Source organism: Pseudoalteromonas sp. CNAT2-18.1, assembly GCF_022347865.1.
GTDB classification, from domain to species: domain Bacteria; phylum Pseudomonadota; class Gammaproteobacteria; order Enterobacterales; family Alteromonadaceae; genus Pseudoalteromonas; species Pseudoalteromonas ruthenica.
The window spans coordinates 521,572-541,046 of record NZ_JAKRFR010000001.1 but is presented as its reverse complement, the minus strand read 5'-3'; the positions used below and the strand labels follow the sequence as shown (position 1 = coordinate 541,046).

The window sequence follows — 19,475 nt, the reverse complement described above, 5'->3', positions numbered from 1 at the left end:
GTTATTCAAAGTGTTCGCAAGGTTAAAATGTGGTTAATGAGTGCCAAGCACGTTATGATACCTCAACTTTAAGCTTTTATTAGTCGCTTAGCTTGATTTTACTGAGCATGGTGAGGTTGAAGATGCGTGCCCTAACACCCAGTCGTCGTTATTTATCTTTCGCTAGATTAACATTTTATTTCATCTTAAGCGTCCCTTTTTTGGCATATGCCGAGCAACAAACCCAGCCTTCGCGCACTAAGGTGAGCATCAAAGGCTTAGAAACCATTGAAATTCGGGGTTTTCGTGACAGCGCTGTCAAATCACTCAGTGAAAAACGTCATCACGATGGTGTCAGTGAAGTGATCAATGCAGAAGACATCGGCCAGTTTCCAGACAAAAATGTCGCCGAGGCCCTGCAACGATTAACCGGCATTTCCTTGTTTAGAGCGCAAGGAGAAGGTGAGCGTATCGGTGTGCGCGGCACCACCGCTGAACAAAACCGTACTTATTTAAACGGCCAATATCTAGCAAGTAGCGATTGGTGGATCTCCAGCCTACCTAGTCGCGGCTTCAACTTTACCCTGTTACCAAGCGAAATTGTCCACTCGGTGAGTGTATTAAAAACCCCACAAGCTAAGCATGATGAAGGCTCTTTAGGGGGGGCCATTAATATCACCACCCCTTCACCCCTTGATAACTATGGGCCAAGGACCGTGCTCGCCGCGCAGCTGCAATATAACGATCTTAGCCGCGCCTTCGACCCTCAATTTACGCTCCATAGTGAATGGCAAAATCCCGCTCATACCTTGGGCGTCATCGTGAGTTATACCCATAATCAGCGCAGTGTGCGTCGCGATGGACTGGAGTCTTGGGGCTGGGATGACCGCCATTTCAGCCAGCAAGGCACACGCTTATACCCCTTGCTTGAAGAGCAAAACCCGGCTCAAAGCATCCAGCTTTGGTCACCCGGGGGCGGTGGCTCAGCGGTATTTCAGCAACAGCGGGAGCTAAATACCTTGATGATTGCCGCGCAGTACGTACCCAATCCGCGTTGGCGATTTGCTTTGACCTCCTTGTACTCGCATTTGGACGCCGATAACACCAATCAGAATTTCCTGTGGCAACCCAGTAATGTGTATGCTCGCGGTGGCCATCTCAGTGATTATCATATTATCGATAATGTGCTCGCCTACGGCGCTTATACCCAAGTGCCTGCAGATAACCCCAGCTCGCAACCGTTTAACACTGCGATGGAAGCTATATGGAGAGATTCTGCCATCGCCACCACCAGTAATACCCTCACAGCCACCTGGCAGCGAGGGTTATGGCAAGCTCAATACCAACTCGGCATGAGTCGAGGCAGTGGTGGCACACGAGAAGACCACACCACACAGTTTTCGGCAAATACCGCATTTCGTGTCGACACTCGCCAGCGACAAAACATCATCGCTGGATATGAGGTAGCTGCCACCGATGCACAGCAGTGGTTACTCAGTGACATTCGCAATGACGCTCAGGATGCCGAAGACGAACAGTGGTATACCCAACTTGACATCACTCGCGCGGTGGATCATAGCGTTATTAATAAAATAGAGCTGGGTATCAAAGCCCGCGACCACCAACGAAGCTTCGCTCGCCGGCGCTCTATTGGCGGCGATTACACTGGTTTAGCCGGAGATTTAGGCTGGCGTCTAAGTCAATTTTCAGCGCCCTTCCCTGAGCGCTATTTACGCCATATTGGCAGCAGCGATACTTTGAAACGTTACGCCTATGCCGATACCCAAGCGCTGGCAAAGCAATATCGTAGTATTGACTTTCAGCAGTACGAAGAGCGACCCAGCCGCTTTGAAATTAACGAGCGTTCATTGGCCGGTTATACCCAGCTTCAGGTAGGGACTGACACCTGGCAAGGGAACCTGGGGGTGCGCTTGGTGGCCACCGAGCAGCAAGCCGAGGCCTATGCCGGCCCAGCCCACTCGGGCCGAACCCATTCGGGAGGAACCCATTCAGTGGCAAACGCCAGTACTGTGCAGCTTGGGCAATGGCAACAAAGCCGACGCCGCTACTGGGATTTTTTACCTAGCTTAAACCTCAGTAGCCACTTAAGTGACAACTTACTGCTACGCCTTGGCGCGGCGCGGGTTATGTCTCGTCCGCAGTATCATCACCTTATGCCCTCAACCAACTACAACGTCACCCAAGCGCAAGGCCAAGGCGGCAATCCACAACTTGACCCTTATCGCGCCAATCAATTTGATGCCGCCTTAGAGTGGTATTTTAATGATATAGGTTTGCTCTCTGGCACCGTGTTTATGAAGGACATTGCTTCGTTTATTGAATTCGAGCGCCGACAGGAGGAGCATGAGGGCATTTTGATGACCATAGATAGGCCCACCAACGGTGCGGGCGGCACCATAACCGGTGCAGAACTCGCATTACAGCATGAGTTTTGGTACGGCTTTGGGGTGCTGGCCAATTACACTTATGTACAAGGCTCTCGTGAAGCTCACTCTGCGGGGACACTCAATGCCATCCCCGGGACGTCAAAGCATTCGGTGAATTTTTCTGTTTATTATCAACAGCCATTGTTTGATGTTCGCTTGGCTTACAACTACCGGACCTGCTATGCCACCGGCGTAGGCGAAACCTTCATGGATAACTATGGCCAACTTGACGCCAGCGTCCGCGTCAATCTAACCGAGCAATTACAACTGAACCTAGATGTGGTCAATCTCAATAATGAAATCACCTACCTGTATGAGCGTAGTCACTTGGCGCCCACTGGCATTTACGAAAATGGTCGGCGTTTTTACACGGGCCTGCGCTACACATTTTAAAGGCGAAATGTAACTTTCTGTCAACTTGGGTAATAGTATGTAAAACACGGAATTATTAGCCGTTTAGTGCGTCTTAGAGATAACTAATAAAGAGAGTGCGCAATCGTACTCGCTAATGTTTTTAGCCATTGCATAGATAGTAAACCCAATCCCAACCTTAGGGGCTCCAGCATGGGGCCCTTTTATCGCAGCCAGTGTGACCTTGAGCGCAAACACTGGCTTTCACTTGTTGCTTTTGTACAATAGCCAAAGCTAATAACAAGTGAAGGACTAACATGAAACTACTGACAACAGCGTTAGCGCTGGCAACAGCCATGGGCACCAGCCTATCGGCCCAGGCCAGTGATACCATTACCGTTGAAGATATTCCGAAAATTAAAAGTGTGATCCAAACCGCTATCAGTCCAGATGGTGAGCAGGTTGCCTTTACGCGCTCTTTACCACGCGAGCTGTACGTTGATAAAAATGGCTACAACTACAGTGAACTCTATGTGGTTGATGACGAAGGCGTAGAGCGCCCTTTTATTACCGGCAAGGTAAATATTAAAAGCATTAGCTGGTCAGCAGACGGTCAAGACATCTATTTCCTCGCCAAACTAGGCGAAGACAAGCACACCGCCTTGTACCACATTCCGGTAGACGGTGGTCAAGCTCAGCAAGTGTTTGCCCTGAAAGGCCGCTCAATCTCCAGCTACGAACTTAGCCCAACAGGCAAGCAAGTCGCAATCCTGGCCATGCCAAGCAAAGATAAGTCGGAAAAAGAGCTAAAAAAATTAGGCTTTATGGCTGAGGTGTATGAGCAAGGGCTGAAAAACAAGCAACTGCATTTAATTGATCTAGCCAAAGCTGACAAACCGCTAGACCCTGAAGCGATTGACATTGATGGCTATGTTAGCGACATGAACTATGCTGACGATGGCAGCAAATTATTAGTCAAAACTCAGCCGACGGCATTGATTGATGATAAATACATGAAGTCGCAGTGGCACTTGTTTGATGTCCAAAGCAAGGCCGTTACGCTGTCGTTTAAAACGGAAGGGAAATTAGGCGATGCCGAACTTTCTCATGACGGCCGTTATGTAGCTATTTTAGGCGCCGAAGATAAACACGACCCCGCCACCGGCCGTTTATATTTAGCCGATACGCAAAGTGGCGAGATTAAAGAGTGGTTACCTGACTTTATGGGCCACATTGCCGATATTGAATGGGCCAATACCGAAAACACCCTCAACTTTATTGCCGCTGTAAGCCCTGAGACCTTTGTTGGGCGAATTGAGGTAGGCGATGAGGACTATGACACCTTGATTGAGCAAGGCGAATTTATTGCCAGTCGTTTGAGCGTGTCTGATTCGGATAAAACTATCGCGCTACGCGCTAACACCGCCAAGCACCCGAACGAAGTATTTATGATCCGTGGTGATGAGGCAACGCGCCTAAGCGACTCAAACCCATGGCTCAACGATAAACGTTTTGCCAAACAGCAAGCGCTTAGCTTTGAAGCGCGCGATGGTGTAGAGATTGGCGGCGTTTTGGTATATCCATTGGATTATCAAGAAGGTCAGCGTTACCCACTGATTATGGCCGTGCATGGTGGTCCAGAAAGTCACGACAAGAACGGCTGGGTAACCAGTTATTCTGATCCAGGACAAATGGGCGCGGCGCGCGGGTATGCGGTCTTTTACCCGAACTATCGCGGCTCTACTGGTAAAGGCGTTGCATACTCTAAGCTGGGCCAAAATGACTACGCTGGCAAAGAGTTCGACGATCTTGTCGATATGAAGCAATACTTGGTAAAAATGGGCTTAGTCGATAGCGACCGTGTTGGTATTACCGGCGGCTCTTACGGTGGTTATGCATCAGCCTGGGGCGCCACTAAATTAACCGAGCATTTCGCAGCCAGTGTGATGTTTGTCGGCGTGACCAACCAGCTTTCTAAGTTCGGTACTACCGACATTTCCAACGAAATGTACTTAGTACATGCACGCTCTTACCCATGGGAAAAATGGCAGTGGTATTTGGAACGTAGCCCAATTTACTGGGCGGGTCAGTCTAAAACACCGCTATTGATTATGCATGGTAAAGACGATCCCCGTGTACACCCAGCGCAATCTATGGAGCTATATCGCTACATGAAGGTGCAAGGGAAAGACGTTCGTTTAGTGTACTACCCAGGTGAAGGTCATGGTAACCGCCGTGTCGCTGCCCAGTATGATTACAGCCTGCGCTTAATGCGCTGGATGGATAATTACCTGATGGAAGGCAACAAAGATATGCCTGATTACAAAATTGACCACGCCAGTAAATTAAAAGCAGTTAAAGACGCCAACAAAGCGGACTAAGCTGTACTCCTTGAGAAGCCTGCATCACGCAGGCTTTTTCATCTTAACAATTAACGTTCTGTTGTATGACTTCCGCCCGCGTGCCTAAATGGCGGCTTGGTGTGGTGAATTTTCCACTTTTACTTGTAAAAGCTACATTGCCTCACTTCTTTAAAATAAAAAACATTTACTAATCATAAACTTGAAATGTGGCATTTGACTTGCTCTGTGTAGTTGGTAGCAAAGTAAAAAGGAGACACTATGACCATATTTGAAGCACTACGTCATGACCATAACACCCAACGTAAGCTCATTGATAAATTGATCGAGACCAGCGGTGACACCAAAACACGCCATGGCCTGTTGGAAAAACTCAAACATGAGCTGCAAGAGCATGCCAAATTTGAGGAGCGTTACTTCTATGACCCACTTATTTTTAAAGACCTAACTCAAGAAAAAGCGCGTCACAGCATTGCCGAACATCATGATATTGACGAATTGATCGAAGAGCTTGAAAGCACAGATATGAGTTCACCTGCTTGGCTGGCAACGGCGAAGAAGTTACACCACAAAGTGCACCATCACTTAGATGAAGAAGAACAAGAGGTATTTCAATTAGCTGGGCGTGCCTTAAGTGATAAACAAAAACACGATTTGGCGCAAAAATACGATGCGAATATGCACTAAGCCGTAACAGTGATGACGCCGCTGCATCTAGAAAACTAGGTGCAGCCCTATCCAAGCTAGGCGATAAGCTCACTTACCCTTGCTATACATCCACCATTGAGAAATGATGGCTGGCGATGTTAAAACCCTCACGCAGATAGAATCGATGTGCAGCAAAGCGTTGAACGCCCGAGTCTAAGTGAATTTGCTCACAATTATTAGCCTGCGCATAAGTTTTAAACCAATCCAGTAAAAATTGACCTACACCACGCGAGCGATGCTTCGCATTAGTCACCAAATCCTCAATATAGATATGTTTACCCCAAGCCAGTTTTTCACCAACACTGAACCCTGCCACAGCAAGTACTCCTTGTGAGGATTTCACATACACAAGCTGGTAATGATGTAGTTGTTGCTTGTCAATTTGCGCAGATAAAGCATCGAAAGAATACTGCGGGCGAAGCTGTAATAACACTTCCAGCACCGCTTTATAATCAGCATCCTTTTCAAGAAATTTAACTTCCATGATGTCTTCCTTATTTCAGCGAGATTTTAAGCTGTGCATAGACAGTTTTTGATAATAGCGACTATCGCCTATGTGCACCGAACACTTATTTGGAGACCGACTTTGTATACACATTAGCTGTTTATCAAACCGTACAATACCAAAGCGAGTCCTCCAGCGCTTTGCAGCGCGATGATAAGCCAATACAACAGGGGAAAGCGAGCTTTGGATACGTCAAACCACACCCACCAATCGAGGAGCAATACGGTGTCAGTTTCCTCCTTGCGATAGTCCCAATAAGTAATCGCGAGCACGACCAGCCCCAGAAATACTAAAAAATACACGTCAAAATCCTTTAAGCCGACTAGAAACTCAATACCGAGCGCTCAGGTGTGGTTGCTTCATCCTAAAATGCCCCACCTTCATGCCATTGATAGCAAATTTAGCCAAACGGTTCTAGCTTTAATAATTTAAACGCGGTAGCGATGAATAAGATCCAGATTGCTACTTTATGGTTTTCGCATCGGGTGTGTTTCGCACAGTTTTACCGCTTTGGGCGCTGCTAGCTAAGCTTGCCTTCACTGAATATACTGATTACTCTAAACGCAGCGATTTTAACTAGGTGATTTAGCCTATGCAGCTTTGCATGTACATTATTGACGCCTTCACTCGTGAGCAGTTTGGCGGGAACTCTGCGGCGGTGGTGGTACTTGATTCACCATTATCCGATGCACTCATGCAGCAAATTGCCAGTGAAAATAACCTCTCGGAAACCGCATTTATCATTGCTCACCCAAGTGGTGATTATGCCATACGCTGGTTTTCACCGCTGATGGAAATTGACTTTTGCGGTCATGCAACTTTAGCCTCGGCCTTCGTGCTATTTGAATATTTTCAGTGTCATCAGACCATACGCTTTACCACTCAGCAGGTCGGTGATTTAACGGTGTGGCGCCACCATGATGGTTGTATTGAGATGCGCTTTCCCAACCTTGCTCCTAAAGCAGTAGAGACTCCTGCGGCGTTGTTGGCAGGTTTATCACGCCCTCCGAAGCAGGTGTTGGCCAACGCGCAGGCCTATTTTGCGATATATGACGATGAACAGGACGTGATCTCATTGCAAAGTAACAGTGAGCAGTTAAAAACCTTGGCACCACGAGATGTGGTGGTGAGCGCCAAAGGCAGTGATTGCGACTTTGTCAGCCGCTATTTTTGGCCCGCTAACGGCGGTGATGAAGACCCTGTGACCGGCTCTATCCATGCTGGACTCACTCCCTATTGGGCAGAGCAACTAGGTAAAACCAAGTTTCACGCAAAGCAAAAATCCATCCGTGGCGGTGAGTTATTTTGTTCATTAGATGCAGAGCATGTTTTGGTCAGTGGCTACGCTGTGCTTTACGCGCAAAGCACCCTGCATATAGCCACGGCTGCAAGCTGACGGTGGCCAACAATCGCTTATTTGGTAAATAATACCCTATGGTGTTAAGACGTATCAAAGTCGCGCGCTGGCGCGCAAATAAACATTTACAGCGGCAACAGAGCCAGTGGCAGCCGCATAAAATGCGCCTGTTAAAACGTTGCCAGACGATTTGGTTTAACCTTGGCAGCGCACAAAAGCTCTACCTGCTTGCCATTCTCTGCTTAGTAGTGCTGCAATCAGGCTGGCTGGCCACTGTCATCACTATTATTGCTTTAGTGGTAGAGTTTTGGCCTAAGTTTAACCAGCTGTGGCACTCACTGGCAGGTAAAGCTCTAATTTTAGTGTTCTATGCCACCATCGCAAACTTTGTGCTCGCCAGTGCCAGTGGCATTGTCAATGAAGTCACTGGAGTGTCGGCCAGCTACTTCAACTACACCCATAACTTTGCCACGTTGTTGTATCTGCCCCCTTGGGCGCTGGGGATCACCTTATGTACCTTGTTGTTGTTACAGCTTTTTCTACCATTTTATATTGTCGCACTGCTGCTTATTAAACCCTTTGGCTCGCAACGCATTAAATTTATCAGTCAGAGCTATTCGCCATTAATGACCGCGTTGGTGCGGTTCTTTCTCGCCAGTGTGGTGATTGTTAATATCATTTCCTTCGTTGATGACAAACCTGCTGAGGCTGTGCTCGATGATATCACCGCCAGCTTTAGCGAGGGTAAAGCCTTAGTCGATGAGTCGCCTGCTCGTCAAGAGCAAGCGGTGCAGCAACTGAGCAAGAAAATCCAACAAGATTTGCCCACCCAACACTCGGACGCAAAACAACCCGACAACAGCGCCGAAGTGCAGGTTGAGGGAGACACCGAGGCAGCAAAAAACATCCAGCAGTTTTTACACACTAAGGGCTATTTTGAGCGTAGCAAGCGCCTTATTGCCATGTTCGCATACAGCTACGAAGCCGATAGTTTCTCTCGCTGCGAAAAAGCGAATAGCGTCAAAGCGGTGGAGCTTAACGACTACGAAATCGTCGAAATTGCGCCGGATGATAGTATGCCTTATGGCTACCGCTTTCGCGTCAGAGCCTGTCAGTCACCTGGGATATCTCCGCCCTAGTAGGGATGAGTTGAAAACCTTAGGTTTTAGTCAGCACGGTTTATTACCGCAATGCAGGGTTATTGATGGCCATTGCGCTGGCTCAGCGCTTTATAGCCTACTTACTGAGGAGGTTTTAGTGTATGAGCACTCATCAGGATAAAGGTAAACGCGCTTTTGTCATTGCTGCGCTATTAAGCTTTCTTGGAGCACTGGCGCATTTACTGACCATTTTCGCAGGAGCGCACTGGTATCATACCACGGGAGCCGGTAAGGCGATGGCGGTCGCAGTGCCAGTGCTAAGCGATTACTGCTTGTAGGTGACGTGCAGGGGGATATCAATAAACCTCGCGAGGTCTTCGCCGTCGCGTTCCAAACGTTTTTTAAACCCTTTAGGAGCGAGATTGAAACGATCGCCGTTAGTTAGTTGTAAAAAAAGCCGCGCATCATGACGGTCTAGCATCCGTTCATCCACAACAACCGCCTCGATATCACCAAATTTAATATGTTTCGTTTTTATTGGAAACAGCATCTTCGCGCGTATAGTCACGGCCTGTTTACGCTTATCAACCCACACCGCATAACTGCCAAACAACCCGATAAGGCCAAGTGTAGTGACCGATGCCCAGACAAACAGTGGCATATCACCACGGGCCACTGAGAACAAATTCGCCGCGCCAATTAAGGTAATAAATACACCGATAAACCGAGCAACGAAGATTTTACTGCCTTTGTTTAGCACCGCTAATTCATTAGAAATTTGCTTAAAAGACACGATGTAACTCCTTGGCAATAAGGCCGACCACTAGCAAAAAGAAAAATGGCCCGAAAATAAACTTAGCGAGCGCCGTTTTATCCCAAAAATACAGTTCTCGGCCAACGCGAGGGGGTGTATCAGTAGTCTGGTTTTGCACGGTTTCCGCTTTCACTTCACTTTTGTCAGTGCCGAAAGAAATCGTTTGCTCCGTAGCCGTAACACTCTCTTTCACACTCAGTTGGCAGCCGAAGTGCTGCGCAAGAAAGCTGGCCGCCGCTTGGGTGTCAGCAAGTGTCCCTAGCGTATATCTTTGCCCACATAGCGCAAATTGATAGTGCGTCACCATGCTAGGGATAGGTTGCACCACAATTTTAACGTTTGCCAAATGACCCATGGGCATGGGAGTGCCTGCTCTGCCCGCGAAACGTGACTCTATATATGCTTGACCTTTCGCTGCATCGAGCACCAAATACTGGCTCTTAAGCCAACAAAAAAGGCAAGGGATCAATAAAATAGGTGCCACCACCGCATAAAACAGTGAGTCATCAAAAACCGCGACCACGGCCGCTGATATTGAGAAAAACAGCAACAAAAAACGAAAGGTCACAATTACATGGTGCGTTTTTGTTTGCAGCGCGACACGTTCAGGTAAGAGATCCGCTTTAATATGATGACGCGCACCTTTGGATAGTTGGCTATACTGCATTTGCTTATTACTTCCTTGTTTACTCACTGTATTACTTTAAACGCTCTGCATCTTTGATTGAAGCATTTTTATCATAAAAAGGCCTGCTTGATATCACTGTGGCTGGGTTGCTCTTTTAACGCATAGCTAGCAATCCACCCAATCAGTGAACAGTGAGCATAAGCGCAATCATCAGCACGTGAGTGGCAGCGAAAAGAGCAGTTCAGCTGTTATACCCCTTTGTTTTCGTTTACAATTAACATTATGTAAACACTCAGTCATGAATTAATAAGGATATCGCCCTATGGAAATGGCAGATTTAACATGGATACACTTTCTCGCCATCGTCGGTGCGGTGATTACCATGCTTTCAGGCATAGCGCTAACATTTTATCGCCTGCATGTACTCAATGCCGATTTTGGCCCTAACTCCATAAAAGCACTGGGAGTGATGGTGTTTTTACCGTCGCTGCTGATCCTTGCCGTGCTCACCGACTTCGGCAGTGAAACCTTAGCGGCATTACTCGGTACCGTGGCAGGTTATGTGTTATCGGGTTCAGAGTCCAAGCCCGAACAAGGTCCCCACCAGTAAGTTCTAAAAATAGTAGCAGTGCCCTGTGCGCTGCTATCTACTTTACCCCCAGTTACCTCGCTGATCACACTGACACAACGTGAATTTTTATCACTTTCTCCTGAACAAAGTGCCTTGCTTGAGCCCTTACTCGCTTGCACCTGGTAGGTAGTCACCCCTTTGAATAGCCGGATTTACTTTAGAGCGGATGCATTATTCGAGTATGAATAATAGACATGTAACAAAAATGTAAGTTAAATTAGTCCTTTTTTATTATTGTCAGTGATAACCATTATCATTACGATCCCGTTTCTAATCTTTGTACCTTAAATGGAGTTGCGTCGTGAATCAATTAGCCCCTGTGATTGATAGCCAATCAGCTAGCAATAGTCATAGTGACCCAAGTCACCCTTATATTTTTAACGAGAGTAACCTGCTGCATTACGAGATGGCTTCTATGCAAACCATGTCGTTAATCCATCAGGCCATACGCCGTGCTAAAAAGGTTCATTCAGGTGTTAACCACCAGCAGCTTAGCCAATTGGTTGCCGATATAGATTTAAGTCAGCCATTACATAGCGTGGATAAAGCACTGGATGAAATAAAAGTACTGTACTTAGATCATGCAGTCTATTTTCACCACCCTAAGTACGTAGCGCATTTGAATTGCCCGGTCGCCTACCCTGCGGTGATAGCCGAGCAATTGCTCAGTGCCATTAATTCTTCGTTAGATACCTGGGACCAAAGCGCTGGCGGTACCTTAATAGAGCAAAAGCTAATTGACTGGAGCGTGCAAAGAATAGGCTTTGATAGCCACGCTGATGGCATCTTCACCAGCGGCGGCAGTCAGTCCAACCTCATGGCATTATTACTGGCGCGAGACGATGCGGCCAAACGTTTGCATGGCCATGTCATACGTGATCATGGCCTGCCCGCACAAGCCAAGCGTTACCGTATTTTCTGCTCAGAAGTAAGTCACTTTAGCATTCAAAAATCCGCGGCCCTATTGGGACTTGGGTATAACGCAGTGGTACCAGTGAGTGTTGATAAGCACTTTAAAATGGACTTAGATGCGCTCGATGCGGCCATGTGCCAAGCCCGAGCACAAGGTGACATTCCCATTGCAGTCATCGCCACGGCAGGGACCACCGATTTTGGCTCAATCGACCCCTTGGCGAGCATCGCTGAGCGCTGTCAAAAACAGCAAGTATGGATGCATGTTGATGCCGCCTATGGCTGTGGCCTGCTTGCCACCGATGATTACACCCATTTACTTAGCGGCATTGAGCATGCCGACTCGGTCACCCTAGATTACCATAAGTCTTTCTTGCAACCGGTGAGCAGCAGCGCCTTTATCGTCGCCGATAAACAGCAATTCCAACATTTAACCCATCACGCTGATTACTTAAACCCGTTCAGTGATTGTCCGCAAGCAGCACCTAATTTAGTGGATAAAAGCCTGCAAACCACTCGCCGTTTTGACGCTCTGAAGCTGTGGTTGACGCTACGCATTATGGGCAGTGAACAGGTTGGCCGCGTGTTTTCAAGTGTGATGGCTTTGGCGCGCAGTAGCTTTGTGACGTTAAAACAAGATCAAGAATTTGAACTCGTTCACGAGCCAGAATTAAGCACGCTGGTGTTCCGTTTTATTGACCCCCAACTCGATGACGAGCAGCTCAACACACTGAATTATCAGATTAAAGACGAGTTATTCAAACAGGGTGAGTGTGCCATCGCACGCACCAAATTCAGGGGTATTAATTACCTCAAATTCACCCTACTCAACCCCAACACCGCCATTGAGGACATTAAGACCATTGCCGCCGAAATTAAAGCATGCGCCTACACCCTCAAAGCGCGCTTATTCGAAAAGGAGACAAACTATGAATAAGGTGTATGACTTCATCGCTATTGGCCTCGGCCCTTTTAACCTCAGCCTAGCCTGCTTAAGCGACCCAATTGAGCAATTGGATGCCTTGTTTCTTGAGCAGCGCCAGTGCTTTGATTGGCACCCAGGGTTGATGCTCGACGGCGTCACCTTGCAAACTCCTTTTATGTCGGACTTGGTGACTTTGGCGGACCCCACCAGCCGCTTTAGCTTTCTAAATTATGCCAAGCAGCAGGGAAAATTATACCAATTCTATATTCGGGAAAGCTTTTTCTTACTGCGTGAACAATATAACCAATATTGCCAGTGGGCAGCGAGTGAGTTACCCAGTGTGCGCTTTGGCCACTGCGTTCGCCGTGTCGAATTTGATAATAGCCAAGATTGCTACCAGTTAACCGTTGATACGCCAGAAGGTGAAAAGCGCTTTTTTTGTCGCCATCTCGTACTCGGCACCGGTCCTTCGCCGTACTACCCACCTGCTGTGCAGCCCGATGCAGCCAATGTCTGTCATGCCACTGAATATCTGTATCGTCGCGATGCCCTCAACCAAAGCAAGAGTATTACCGTGGTGGGCTCAGGGCAAAGTGCCGCAGAAATATTCTATGACTTATTATGTGATATAAAACACCAAAACTACCACCTGCAATGGGTCACCCGCGCTCCGCGCTTTTTCCCCTTGGAGTACACTAAATTAACCTTGGAGATGACCTCTCCTGAGTACGTCGATTACTTTTACCAATTAGACGACGCCACTAAAGAGCAACTGCTTGCCAATCAGCGTAACCTCTACAAGGGCATAAACAGTGAGCTGATAAACCAAATTTACGACAAGCTTTATGAGCTTGATGTTCAAGGTATTCAGCGGGCGCGGTTATTTACTAACAGCGAACTCCTTAAACACCAAGGAGAGAGCCTGCAATTCAAACATTTAGAGCAGCAACGTAGCTTCACCTTGCACAGCGAGCAAACGGTCATGGCCACCGGCTTTAATTATCAGTTACCCGATTTTCTCAGCGGCCTAATGGATGAGCTCTGTTGGCGCGACGATGGTCGTTTCGCCGTTAATCGCAACTACAGTATCGATAAACGCCAACGCGTATTCGTACAAAATGCTGAGCTCCATACCCATGGCTTTGTCACCCCAGATTTAGGGATGGCCTGTTATCGTAACAGCTGCATCCTTCGCGGCATTCTCAAGCATGAGCCCTACAAGATTGAACAGCGTATCGCTTTTCAAGAGTTTGGCGTCCCAGCCAGTGTTCAGCAACCACAAAAGAGTCCTGTATGAAGCAACAAGCGCTGAAATCGACGCTTATACTGCTTACGGTGATCTCGGTGGTGTGCGACACCATGATTCTGCCGTTTTATCCGCAGTTTTTTGCCACTGAGTTCAACGTCAGCTCCAGCTTGCACGTAGGCAGCTACCTTGCCACTTGCTGTATCACCGTGATGTGCGCCTTCCCGCTCTGGGCTAAGGTGGCACGTCGCGTTCATGAACTGCACTTGTGGGTGGTGACCCAGATCATTGCCGGAGGATTAGGAGTGGCATGTTATTTTGCCACCGATCTCCTCGCATTCTGGCTACTTTCGCAAACGATGTTGGTGTTTAAGGCCAGCTATTTACTTATCTACCCCTTTGTTCTCAGCCTTGAAGAGAAGGAAAAGCACCTAGGCATCGTCGGCCTGTTCAGTGTGTTGATGCATTTCGGTGGCATTGGCGGGGCGTTATTGGGTGGTCTGGTCTTACACAGCTTTGACCCTCGGGCGCTGTATCTCATTATGGCGGCTGGCGATGCTGTACAAGTGCTGCTGTGCCTGTACTTAATTCGTGTTTTAGCGGTCACTTGGCATCAACGAGCGCTTGGTGAAAGTACCACTGAGCGGGCACGCATCCCCCGGTTTGTGCTCGTCCTTGGGCTGGTATCCATGGGAGTCTACTTCAGTGCCTTTTTGGCGCGCCCGTTTTTCACGCTCTTTTGGCAACAACTAAGCGGGTTCAATAACGATATCCTCGCCGGCTTTATTTTTGCCATCCCGGCTTGGGTGGCACTGGCATGCTTGTACCGTAATCATCGTCGCCCGCGCTCGCAAGCGCACCATAGCAAAGACATCGCCTGGGCTATGCTGCTTGCCAGCATCGGGCTGCTACTGCATGGCGCACAGGCATGGCCGGTGATGATCTTTGGCCGAGTGCTACTCGGTATCGGCTTATTTGTGGTCACGGTACGCCTTGAGGTGGTGCTTTTTGCCCTGAGCGAGCCTCGCTTTTATGGCAGCGACTTTGCCAAGGTGCACTTTATGCAAAACATAGGGCTGATCAGCGCCTCGTTTCTCGTCGGTTCGCTTGTGAGTGATGGCAATTACACACTGCCCTTTTTCGTTGCCAGTGCCGGCTTTGTGCTCACGTTGATGGTGTTTTATGGGCTTTATATGCGCCCCGAAGCACAGCAATTTAATCGCGTTTCGCAAACCAGCACACCGAGTCATTAATAAGGAAACAATCATGAATACTCACCGCCTAACTGCCGTCGACTTTGTTCGCGGGTTTAGTGTACTCATCATGGTCTGCGTACATACGCTGTGGATGTACGGTTCCAGTTATACCCAGGGGCAATCGTTACTGGGGGAGATTATCCATTTACTTGGCAAAGGCACCGCTGCGTTCCTTATTGCTATGGGAATTTCCTTATTGCTTTCTCGGCATCATAGTCCGCGAGCCTTGGCAAAACGGGGCGTAACTATACTCGCGCTGGGCTATGGTATGAATGCACTGAAGTTTGTGCTCCCTATCGCCCTTGGGGTATTACCTGAGAGCTTTATCAATGCGTATGGCTGGCAATCGCCGTTACAACTCCCGCACTACCTGTACTTGCTGGGCACCGGCGACATTCTGCAAATGGCTGGGCTCTCGCTGCTGTTGTTAAGCCTTGTGGTGCACCCGAAGCGCAGCCCATGGCTTTATATTGCCTTAGCCTTGCTGGTTGCTTTTGTGACGCCGCTGATACGCGGCTGGCAAAGCGGTATGACTGGGCTGGATTACCTGGGTGATCTTTTTGTCGGCGCGCAGTTTAACGTCTACTTCCCGGTATTTCCATGGCTGGCGTGTGTGCTTTTTGGTCTTGCACTATCAGCGCGGCTACGCCAAGGCCGGCCTCTTGCGCGCAGCGCGCTACATCTTGGCCTGCCGTTGCTAATCGTCGGCGGCGCGCTGTGCCTGTGGGATAAAGACACTCATTTTAATGACTTTTTCCATCTTGGCCCCGGTGGTGCCTTGTATTTAAGCGGACTGAATTTAGTCGCACTCGCGGCTATCGACAAGCTGTTGCACTTGAGCCAAAACGGGCCTGTGCAACAACGGGTTATGACGGTGTTGACCTACTGCTCTCGTCATGTAACCAGCTTGTACATTACGCAATGGGTACTGGTGTGCTGGGGCATGGCGTGGGTTGGTTTTAAAACTCTCTCGCCTTGGCAGTGCGCCGCGATGATGCCGGTGATGTTACTGCTCACTTTCGCGATTCATCGTCTTTTATTTGTACGTCAGAGGCAGCCTACCACCACGCAGCCCCACACTCATAAAGTTATTGACTGAACTACTTTATCAACCAGATTGAGAACGAATTATGACGAAAAATACTGTATACACGCACTCTCATCCACTGTTAGGCACGCTTACCTTTCGTGCTCTAGATCTTGAACACGACCTACCCCTGTTGGTGCAATGGTTGCATCATCCGCAAGCCCATTTTTGGGGCGCAACGCAGCAATCTGCCGAAGAAATTAATGACTTCTATCAAGCACTCAATAACGACCCAGCGCAGCATGCTTTTATTGTCGAGATCAACGATAAACCCAGCGCGCTTATCGAGGTATATCAACCGCAGTTACTAAACCTTGAGCAGCACTTAAATCTACAAAGCGGTGACTTGGGCATGCATTTGCTTTTGGCACCGGCGCACTTGCCCGTACACGGCTTTAGTCTGGGGGTGATGACGTCGGTCTTACACTTTATGTTTACTGAGCTTGGTTGCGAGCGCGTGGTGGTTGAGCCGGATGCCGGTAACCACAAAATTCATACCCTTAATTTAAAAGCGGGGTTCAGCCATCACAAGGTGATCCAGCTAGGTGATAAAACGGCGCTGCTAGGCACTTTAACGCGCGCGCATTTTAATTATCTCAAGCAGTTGCCTGAACGCTTTGATAGCTCAATGCAAAGCCCAGAAAAACAACGCATAACACCGAGCCTAAGTGGCCAACATTTGGATGATGAGTCATGGCAATACGCCAATCGTTTGCTGATCGCAAAAATGCTGAGCGAATTTTACCATGAGCGCATCTTTACCTACGACCAAGATGCAGCGGGTTATGTGCTCAGCACCCTCGGCGGACACAGTTATCACTTCCAAGCCCACGCCATGGCGCTCAACCATTTGCAGGTTGACCCGCACAGCATTACCAAAGTACACCTTGGGCAACACCAGGCCCTAGACGCCATCGCCTTTGTGTTAGAGTGCAATGATAAATTAGGCATTGCCCAAACTATGCTGGGTACCTATTTGGAGGAGCTTGCCAGTACCCTCAGTGGCTTCGCATTTAAGTATCGCAATAACAGCCTCAGCAGTGCCCAACTAGCACAGGCTGATTTTCAGGTGATTGAAACGCAGATGACTCAAGGCCACCCCAGCTTTATCGCCAACAATGGCCGCATCGGCTTTAATGCCCAGGACTTTCACCAGTACACGCCTGAGGCGGCCAACGCATTTAATATTGTTTGGCTTGCGTGTCATAAACACCACACTACCTTTAAGAGCACCGCCGATTATAGTTATGAGGTCTTAATTACGCAGGAGCTCGATATCGCCGAGCGACAACGCTTCGATGCTCAGCTAGGCGAGCAAGGGCTAAACCCTGACGACTATTATTTATTCCCCATGCACCCATGGCAGTGGTTCAATAAGCTGGTGCATGTTTACAGCTACCACGTAGCGCAAAAACAAATAGTATGCTTGGGCTACAGCCAAGATAAATACTTACCACAGCAATCCATTCGCACCCTGTATAACATCACAAAACCGCATAAATGCTATGTGAAAACAGCCTTATCGATTCTCAATATGGGCTTTATGCGCGGTCTTTCCAGCGCGTATATGAAAGTAACCCCTGCCATCAACCAATGGTTATTTGATTTAGTTGCCGGTGATGATTACCTGCGCCAATGTGGCTTTATACCGCTTCGAGAGGTGGCAACTCTGGGCTTTGACGAGCAGTATTACACCCACCCGGCGCTCGGTGATAACCCCTATAAAAAAATGATGGCGGCACTGTGGCGAGAAAATCCACGCCATTATATGGATGACGACGAAAGCTTAGCGACCATGGCCAGCTTACTGCATATTGACACCCAAGGTCAGAGCTTTATCGGCGCCAAGATTGCAGCGTCTGGGCTCTCGCCACAGCGCTGGTTAGCGTATTACCTGCAGGCCTATATGACGCCTCTGTTGCACTGCTTTTATCAATACGATTTGGTGTTTATGCCCCACGGCGAAAACCTCATTTTACGCTTTAAAGATCATATCCCAGTTGGGGTGTTCATCAAGGATATTGGTGAAGAGATTGCAGTGTTGAATAGTGACATGGCCATCGCCGACGAAATCAGTCGGATCAAGATTGAGGTACCTGAAGAGGTGGCGGTTCTGTCTATTCTTACCGATGTGTTTGACTGCTTCTTCCGTTATTTGGCAGCGATTATGGTCGATGCCAAGCTGGTGAGCGAAACAACATTTTGGTGCTGCGTGGCAAAGAGCATTCATGCTTACCAACAGGCTCACCCCGAGCTGCAAGACAAGTTTGCCAAACATGATTTGTTTGCGCCCTCGTTCCCATTGTCTTGCTTAAACCGCTTACAACTGCGCAATAACCAACAGATGGTGGATATCGCCGACCCCGCCAGCAGCATGCAATATGCCGGTGACTTGCGCAATCCGCTTGCCGATTATGCCGATGTCAGCGAACGTGCATAACAAGGCCATTGAACAGCAATTACGCCAACAGTGCTCGCTGTTGGCGTTTGCCGAGCCGCGCCCGGGTGACATCTGGTTTGCGAATAACCACCTTGAGCGGCAGCCGTGGCAGGCGTTGTTGAGCCGGCTAAACGCTCGCGCCGAGAAGCTGAGCTCAGCGTATCTCAGCGTTAATAGCTTTTTGCAGCTTAGCTGGCAACCGCTTTACCTGAGTGTTGCCTGTGTCGAAGGGTTGCACTGCGTACCTCAATTAGGCGTAATGCAACAGCAGCTGCACGCCAGTGGCAGTATTTATGGTCTCAGCGCAGTGACTTATCAATATGTTGATAAGTGCATAGATAAGCAGATATTAAGACAGCAGTGCCATGCTCAGCTGTTAACACTAAGCCAAGGTTGGCAGCAGCACATCGCAAGGTATGCGGGGTTAAGCCCAGGGTTAGCCCAACGACTGTTAAGTGACACGTTAACTTCGGCACTGCTACATGCTGGCGGGTACGGCAATGAAGCGTACCTGCACCAAGCGCATCAAGGTTGGCAACAGCTTTTTTATCCGCGCTTTCGGCAAACCATTCACTACTCACAGGGTCAATATCAAAGCTCACGTATGACGTGTTGCCTTCACTATCAACTCAAGGCACAAGAGGCTTGTCAGAACTGCCCTATCACGTGCAAAGCACAGCAAAGCGCATAAAAAAAGCCCCTAGATAGGGGCTTTAGCAGGGTAGAATA

17 protein-coding genes are annotated in these 19,475 nt (G+C 48.5%); 13 read left to right on the top strand and 4 right to left on the bottom strand.

Annotated elements, in window-relative coordinates; translation table 11 throughout:
* Positions 1-122: 122 nt before the first annotated feature.
* From MHM94_RS02290 to MHM94_RS02280, 3 genes are all read left to right on the top strand, one after another.
* Positions 123-2,819, top strand: a complete 2,697-nt coding sequence (locus MHM94_RS02290) for a TonB-dependent receptor (RefSeq protein ID WP_235418654.1) — start codon at positions 123-125, stop codon at positions 2,817-2,819.
* Between the two features lie 275 nt (positions 2,820-3,094).
* Positions 3,095-5,158 (top strand): S9 family peptidase, encoded by a 2,064-nt coding sequence (locus tag MHM94_RS02285; protein ID WP_235418653.1) that lies wholly within the window; start codon positions 3,095-3,097, stop codon positions 5,156-5,158.
* A gap of 240 nt (positions 5,159-5,398) precedes the next feature.
* Positions 5,399-5,824: a hemerythrin domain-containing protein gene (locus MHM94_RS02280; protein ID WP_235418652.1), complete on the top strand. Its 426-nt coding sequence runs from the start codon at positions 5,399-5,401 to the stop codon at positions 5,822-5,824.
* Positions 5,825-5,906: 82 nt separating this feature from the next.
* On the opposite strand, the gene MHM94_RS02275 is transcribed toward MHM94_RS02280, so the two are convergent.
* Together MHM94_RS02275 and MHM94_RS02270 are read right to left on the bottom strand one after the other, a co-directional pair.
* Positions 5,907-6,329 (bottom strand): GNAT family N-acetyltransferase, encoded by a 423-nt coding sequence (locus tag MHM94_RS02275; RefSeq protein ID WP_138509267.1) that lies wholly within the window; start codon positions 6,327-6,329, stop codon positions 5,907-5,909.
* A 113-nt stretch (positions 6,330-6,442) separates the two neighbouring features.
* Entirely contained in the window at positions 6,443-6,652 is a 210-nt protein-coding gene (locus MHM94_RS02270) for a hypothetical protein (protein ID WP_235418651.1), read from the bottom strand.
* Between the two features lie 290 nt (positions 6,653-6,942).
* Between MHM94_RS02270 and MHM94_RS02265 the strand changes: the two genes are divergently transcribed.
* The 3 genes from MHM94_RS02265 to MHM94_RS02255 all read left to right on the top strand — a co-directional run bounded on the left by MHM94_RS02265 (position 6,943) and on the right by MHM94_RS02255 (position 9,145).
* Positions 6,943-7,746 (top strand): PhzF family phenazine biosynthesis protein, encoded by an 804-nt coding sequence (locus MHM94_RS02265; RefSeq protein WP_235418650.1) that lies wholly within the window; start codon positions 6,943-6,945, stop codon positions 7,744-7,746.
* Between the two features lie 38 nt (positions 7,747-7,784).
* Entirely contained in the window at positions 7,785-8,846 is a 1,062-nt protein-coding gene (locus MHM94_RS02260) for a hypothetical protein (RefSeq protein ID WP_235418649.1), read from the top strand.
* A 122-nt stretch (positions 8,847-8,968) separates the two neighbouring features.
* Entirely contained in the window at positions 8,969-9,145 is a 177-nt protein-coding gene (locus MHM94_RS02255; RefSeq protein WP_170269007.1) for a hypothetical protein, read from the top strand.
* Here MHM94_RS02255 and MHM94_RS02250 read toward each other — a convergent pair.
* On the bottom strand, positions 9,133-9,600 hold the full coding sequence (locus MHM94_RS02250) for a hypothetical protein (protein WP_138509262.1): 468 nt from the start codon (positions 9,598-9,600) through the stop codon (positions 9,133-9,135). The two genes, MHM94_RS02255 and MHM94_RS02250, sit on opposite strands and share 13 nt — an antisense overlap.
* Positions 9,590-10,315, bottom strand: a complete 726-nt coding sequence (locus MHM94_RS02245; RefSeq protein WP_235418648.1) for a hypothetical protein — start codon at positions 10,313-10,315, stop codon at positions 9,590-9,592. Before MHM94_RS02245 ends, MHM94_RS02250 begins: the two co-directional genes overlap by 11 nt.
* A gap of 256 nt (positions 10,316-10,571) precedes the next feature.
* Between MHM94_RS02245 and MHM94_RS02240 the strand changes: the two genes are divergently transcribed.
* The 7 genes from MHM94_RS02240 (at position 10,572) to MHM94_RS18490 (ending at position 19,437) form a co-directional block, all read left to right on the top strand.
* Positions 10,572-10,859 carry a hypothetical protein gene (locus tag MHM94_RS02240; protein WP_022945058.1) on the top strand — a complete coding sequence of 96 codons (288 nt, stop codon included), beginning with the start codon at positions 10,572-10,574 and terminating at the stop codon, positions 10,857-10,859.
* A 322-nt stretch (positions 10,860-11,181) separates the two neighbouring features.
* Positions 11,182-12,729 (top strand): aspartate aminotransferase family protein, encoded by a 1,548-nt coding sequence (locus tag MHM94_RS02235; RefSeq protein WP_235418647.1) that lies wholly within the window; start codon positions 11,182-11,184, stop codon positions 12,727-12,729.
* Complete coding sequence (locus MHM94_RS02230; RefSeq protein ID WP_235418646.1) at positions 12,722-14,014, top strand: SidA/IucD/PvdA family monooxygenase; 1,293 nt, start codon at positions 12,722-12,724, stop codon at positions 14,012-14,014. Before MHM94_RS02235 ends, MHM94_RS02230 begins: the two co-directional genes overlap by 8 nt.
* A complete protein-coding gene (locus tag MHM94_RS02225) occupies positions 14,011-15,216 on the top strand; it encodes an MFS transporter (RefSeq protein ID WP_235418645.1) in 1,206 nt (401 codons plus the stop codon). Before MHM94_RS02230 ends, MHM94_RS02225 begins: the two co-directional genes overlap by 4 nt.
* A gap of 13 nt (positions 15,217-15,229) precedes the next feature.
* Positions 15,230-16,318 (top strand): heparan-alpha-glucosaminide N-acetyltransferase domain-containing protein, encoded by a 1,089-nt coding sequence (locus tag MHM94_RS02220; RefSeq protein WP_235418644.1) that lies wholly within the window; start codon positions 15,230-15,232, stop codon positions 16,316-16,318.
* Between the two features lie 31 nt (positions 16,319-16,349).
* The gene (locus MHM94_RS02215; protein WP_235418643.1) at positions 16,350-18,746 is read left to right on the top strand and encodes a GNAT family N-acetyltransferase; all 2,397 of its coding nucleotides are present in this window, start codon (positions 16,350-16,352) and stop codon (positions 18,744-18,746) included.
* Positions 18,694-19,437, top strand: coding sequence for a (2Fe-2S)-binding protein (locus MHM94_RS18490; protein WP_239348334.1), 744 nt, complete (start codon positions 18,694-18,696; stop codon positions 19,435-19,437). Before MHM94_RS02215 ends, MHM94_RS18490 begins: the two co-directional genes overlap by 53 nt.
* Positions 19,438-19,475 lie beyond the last annotated feature (38 nt).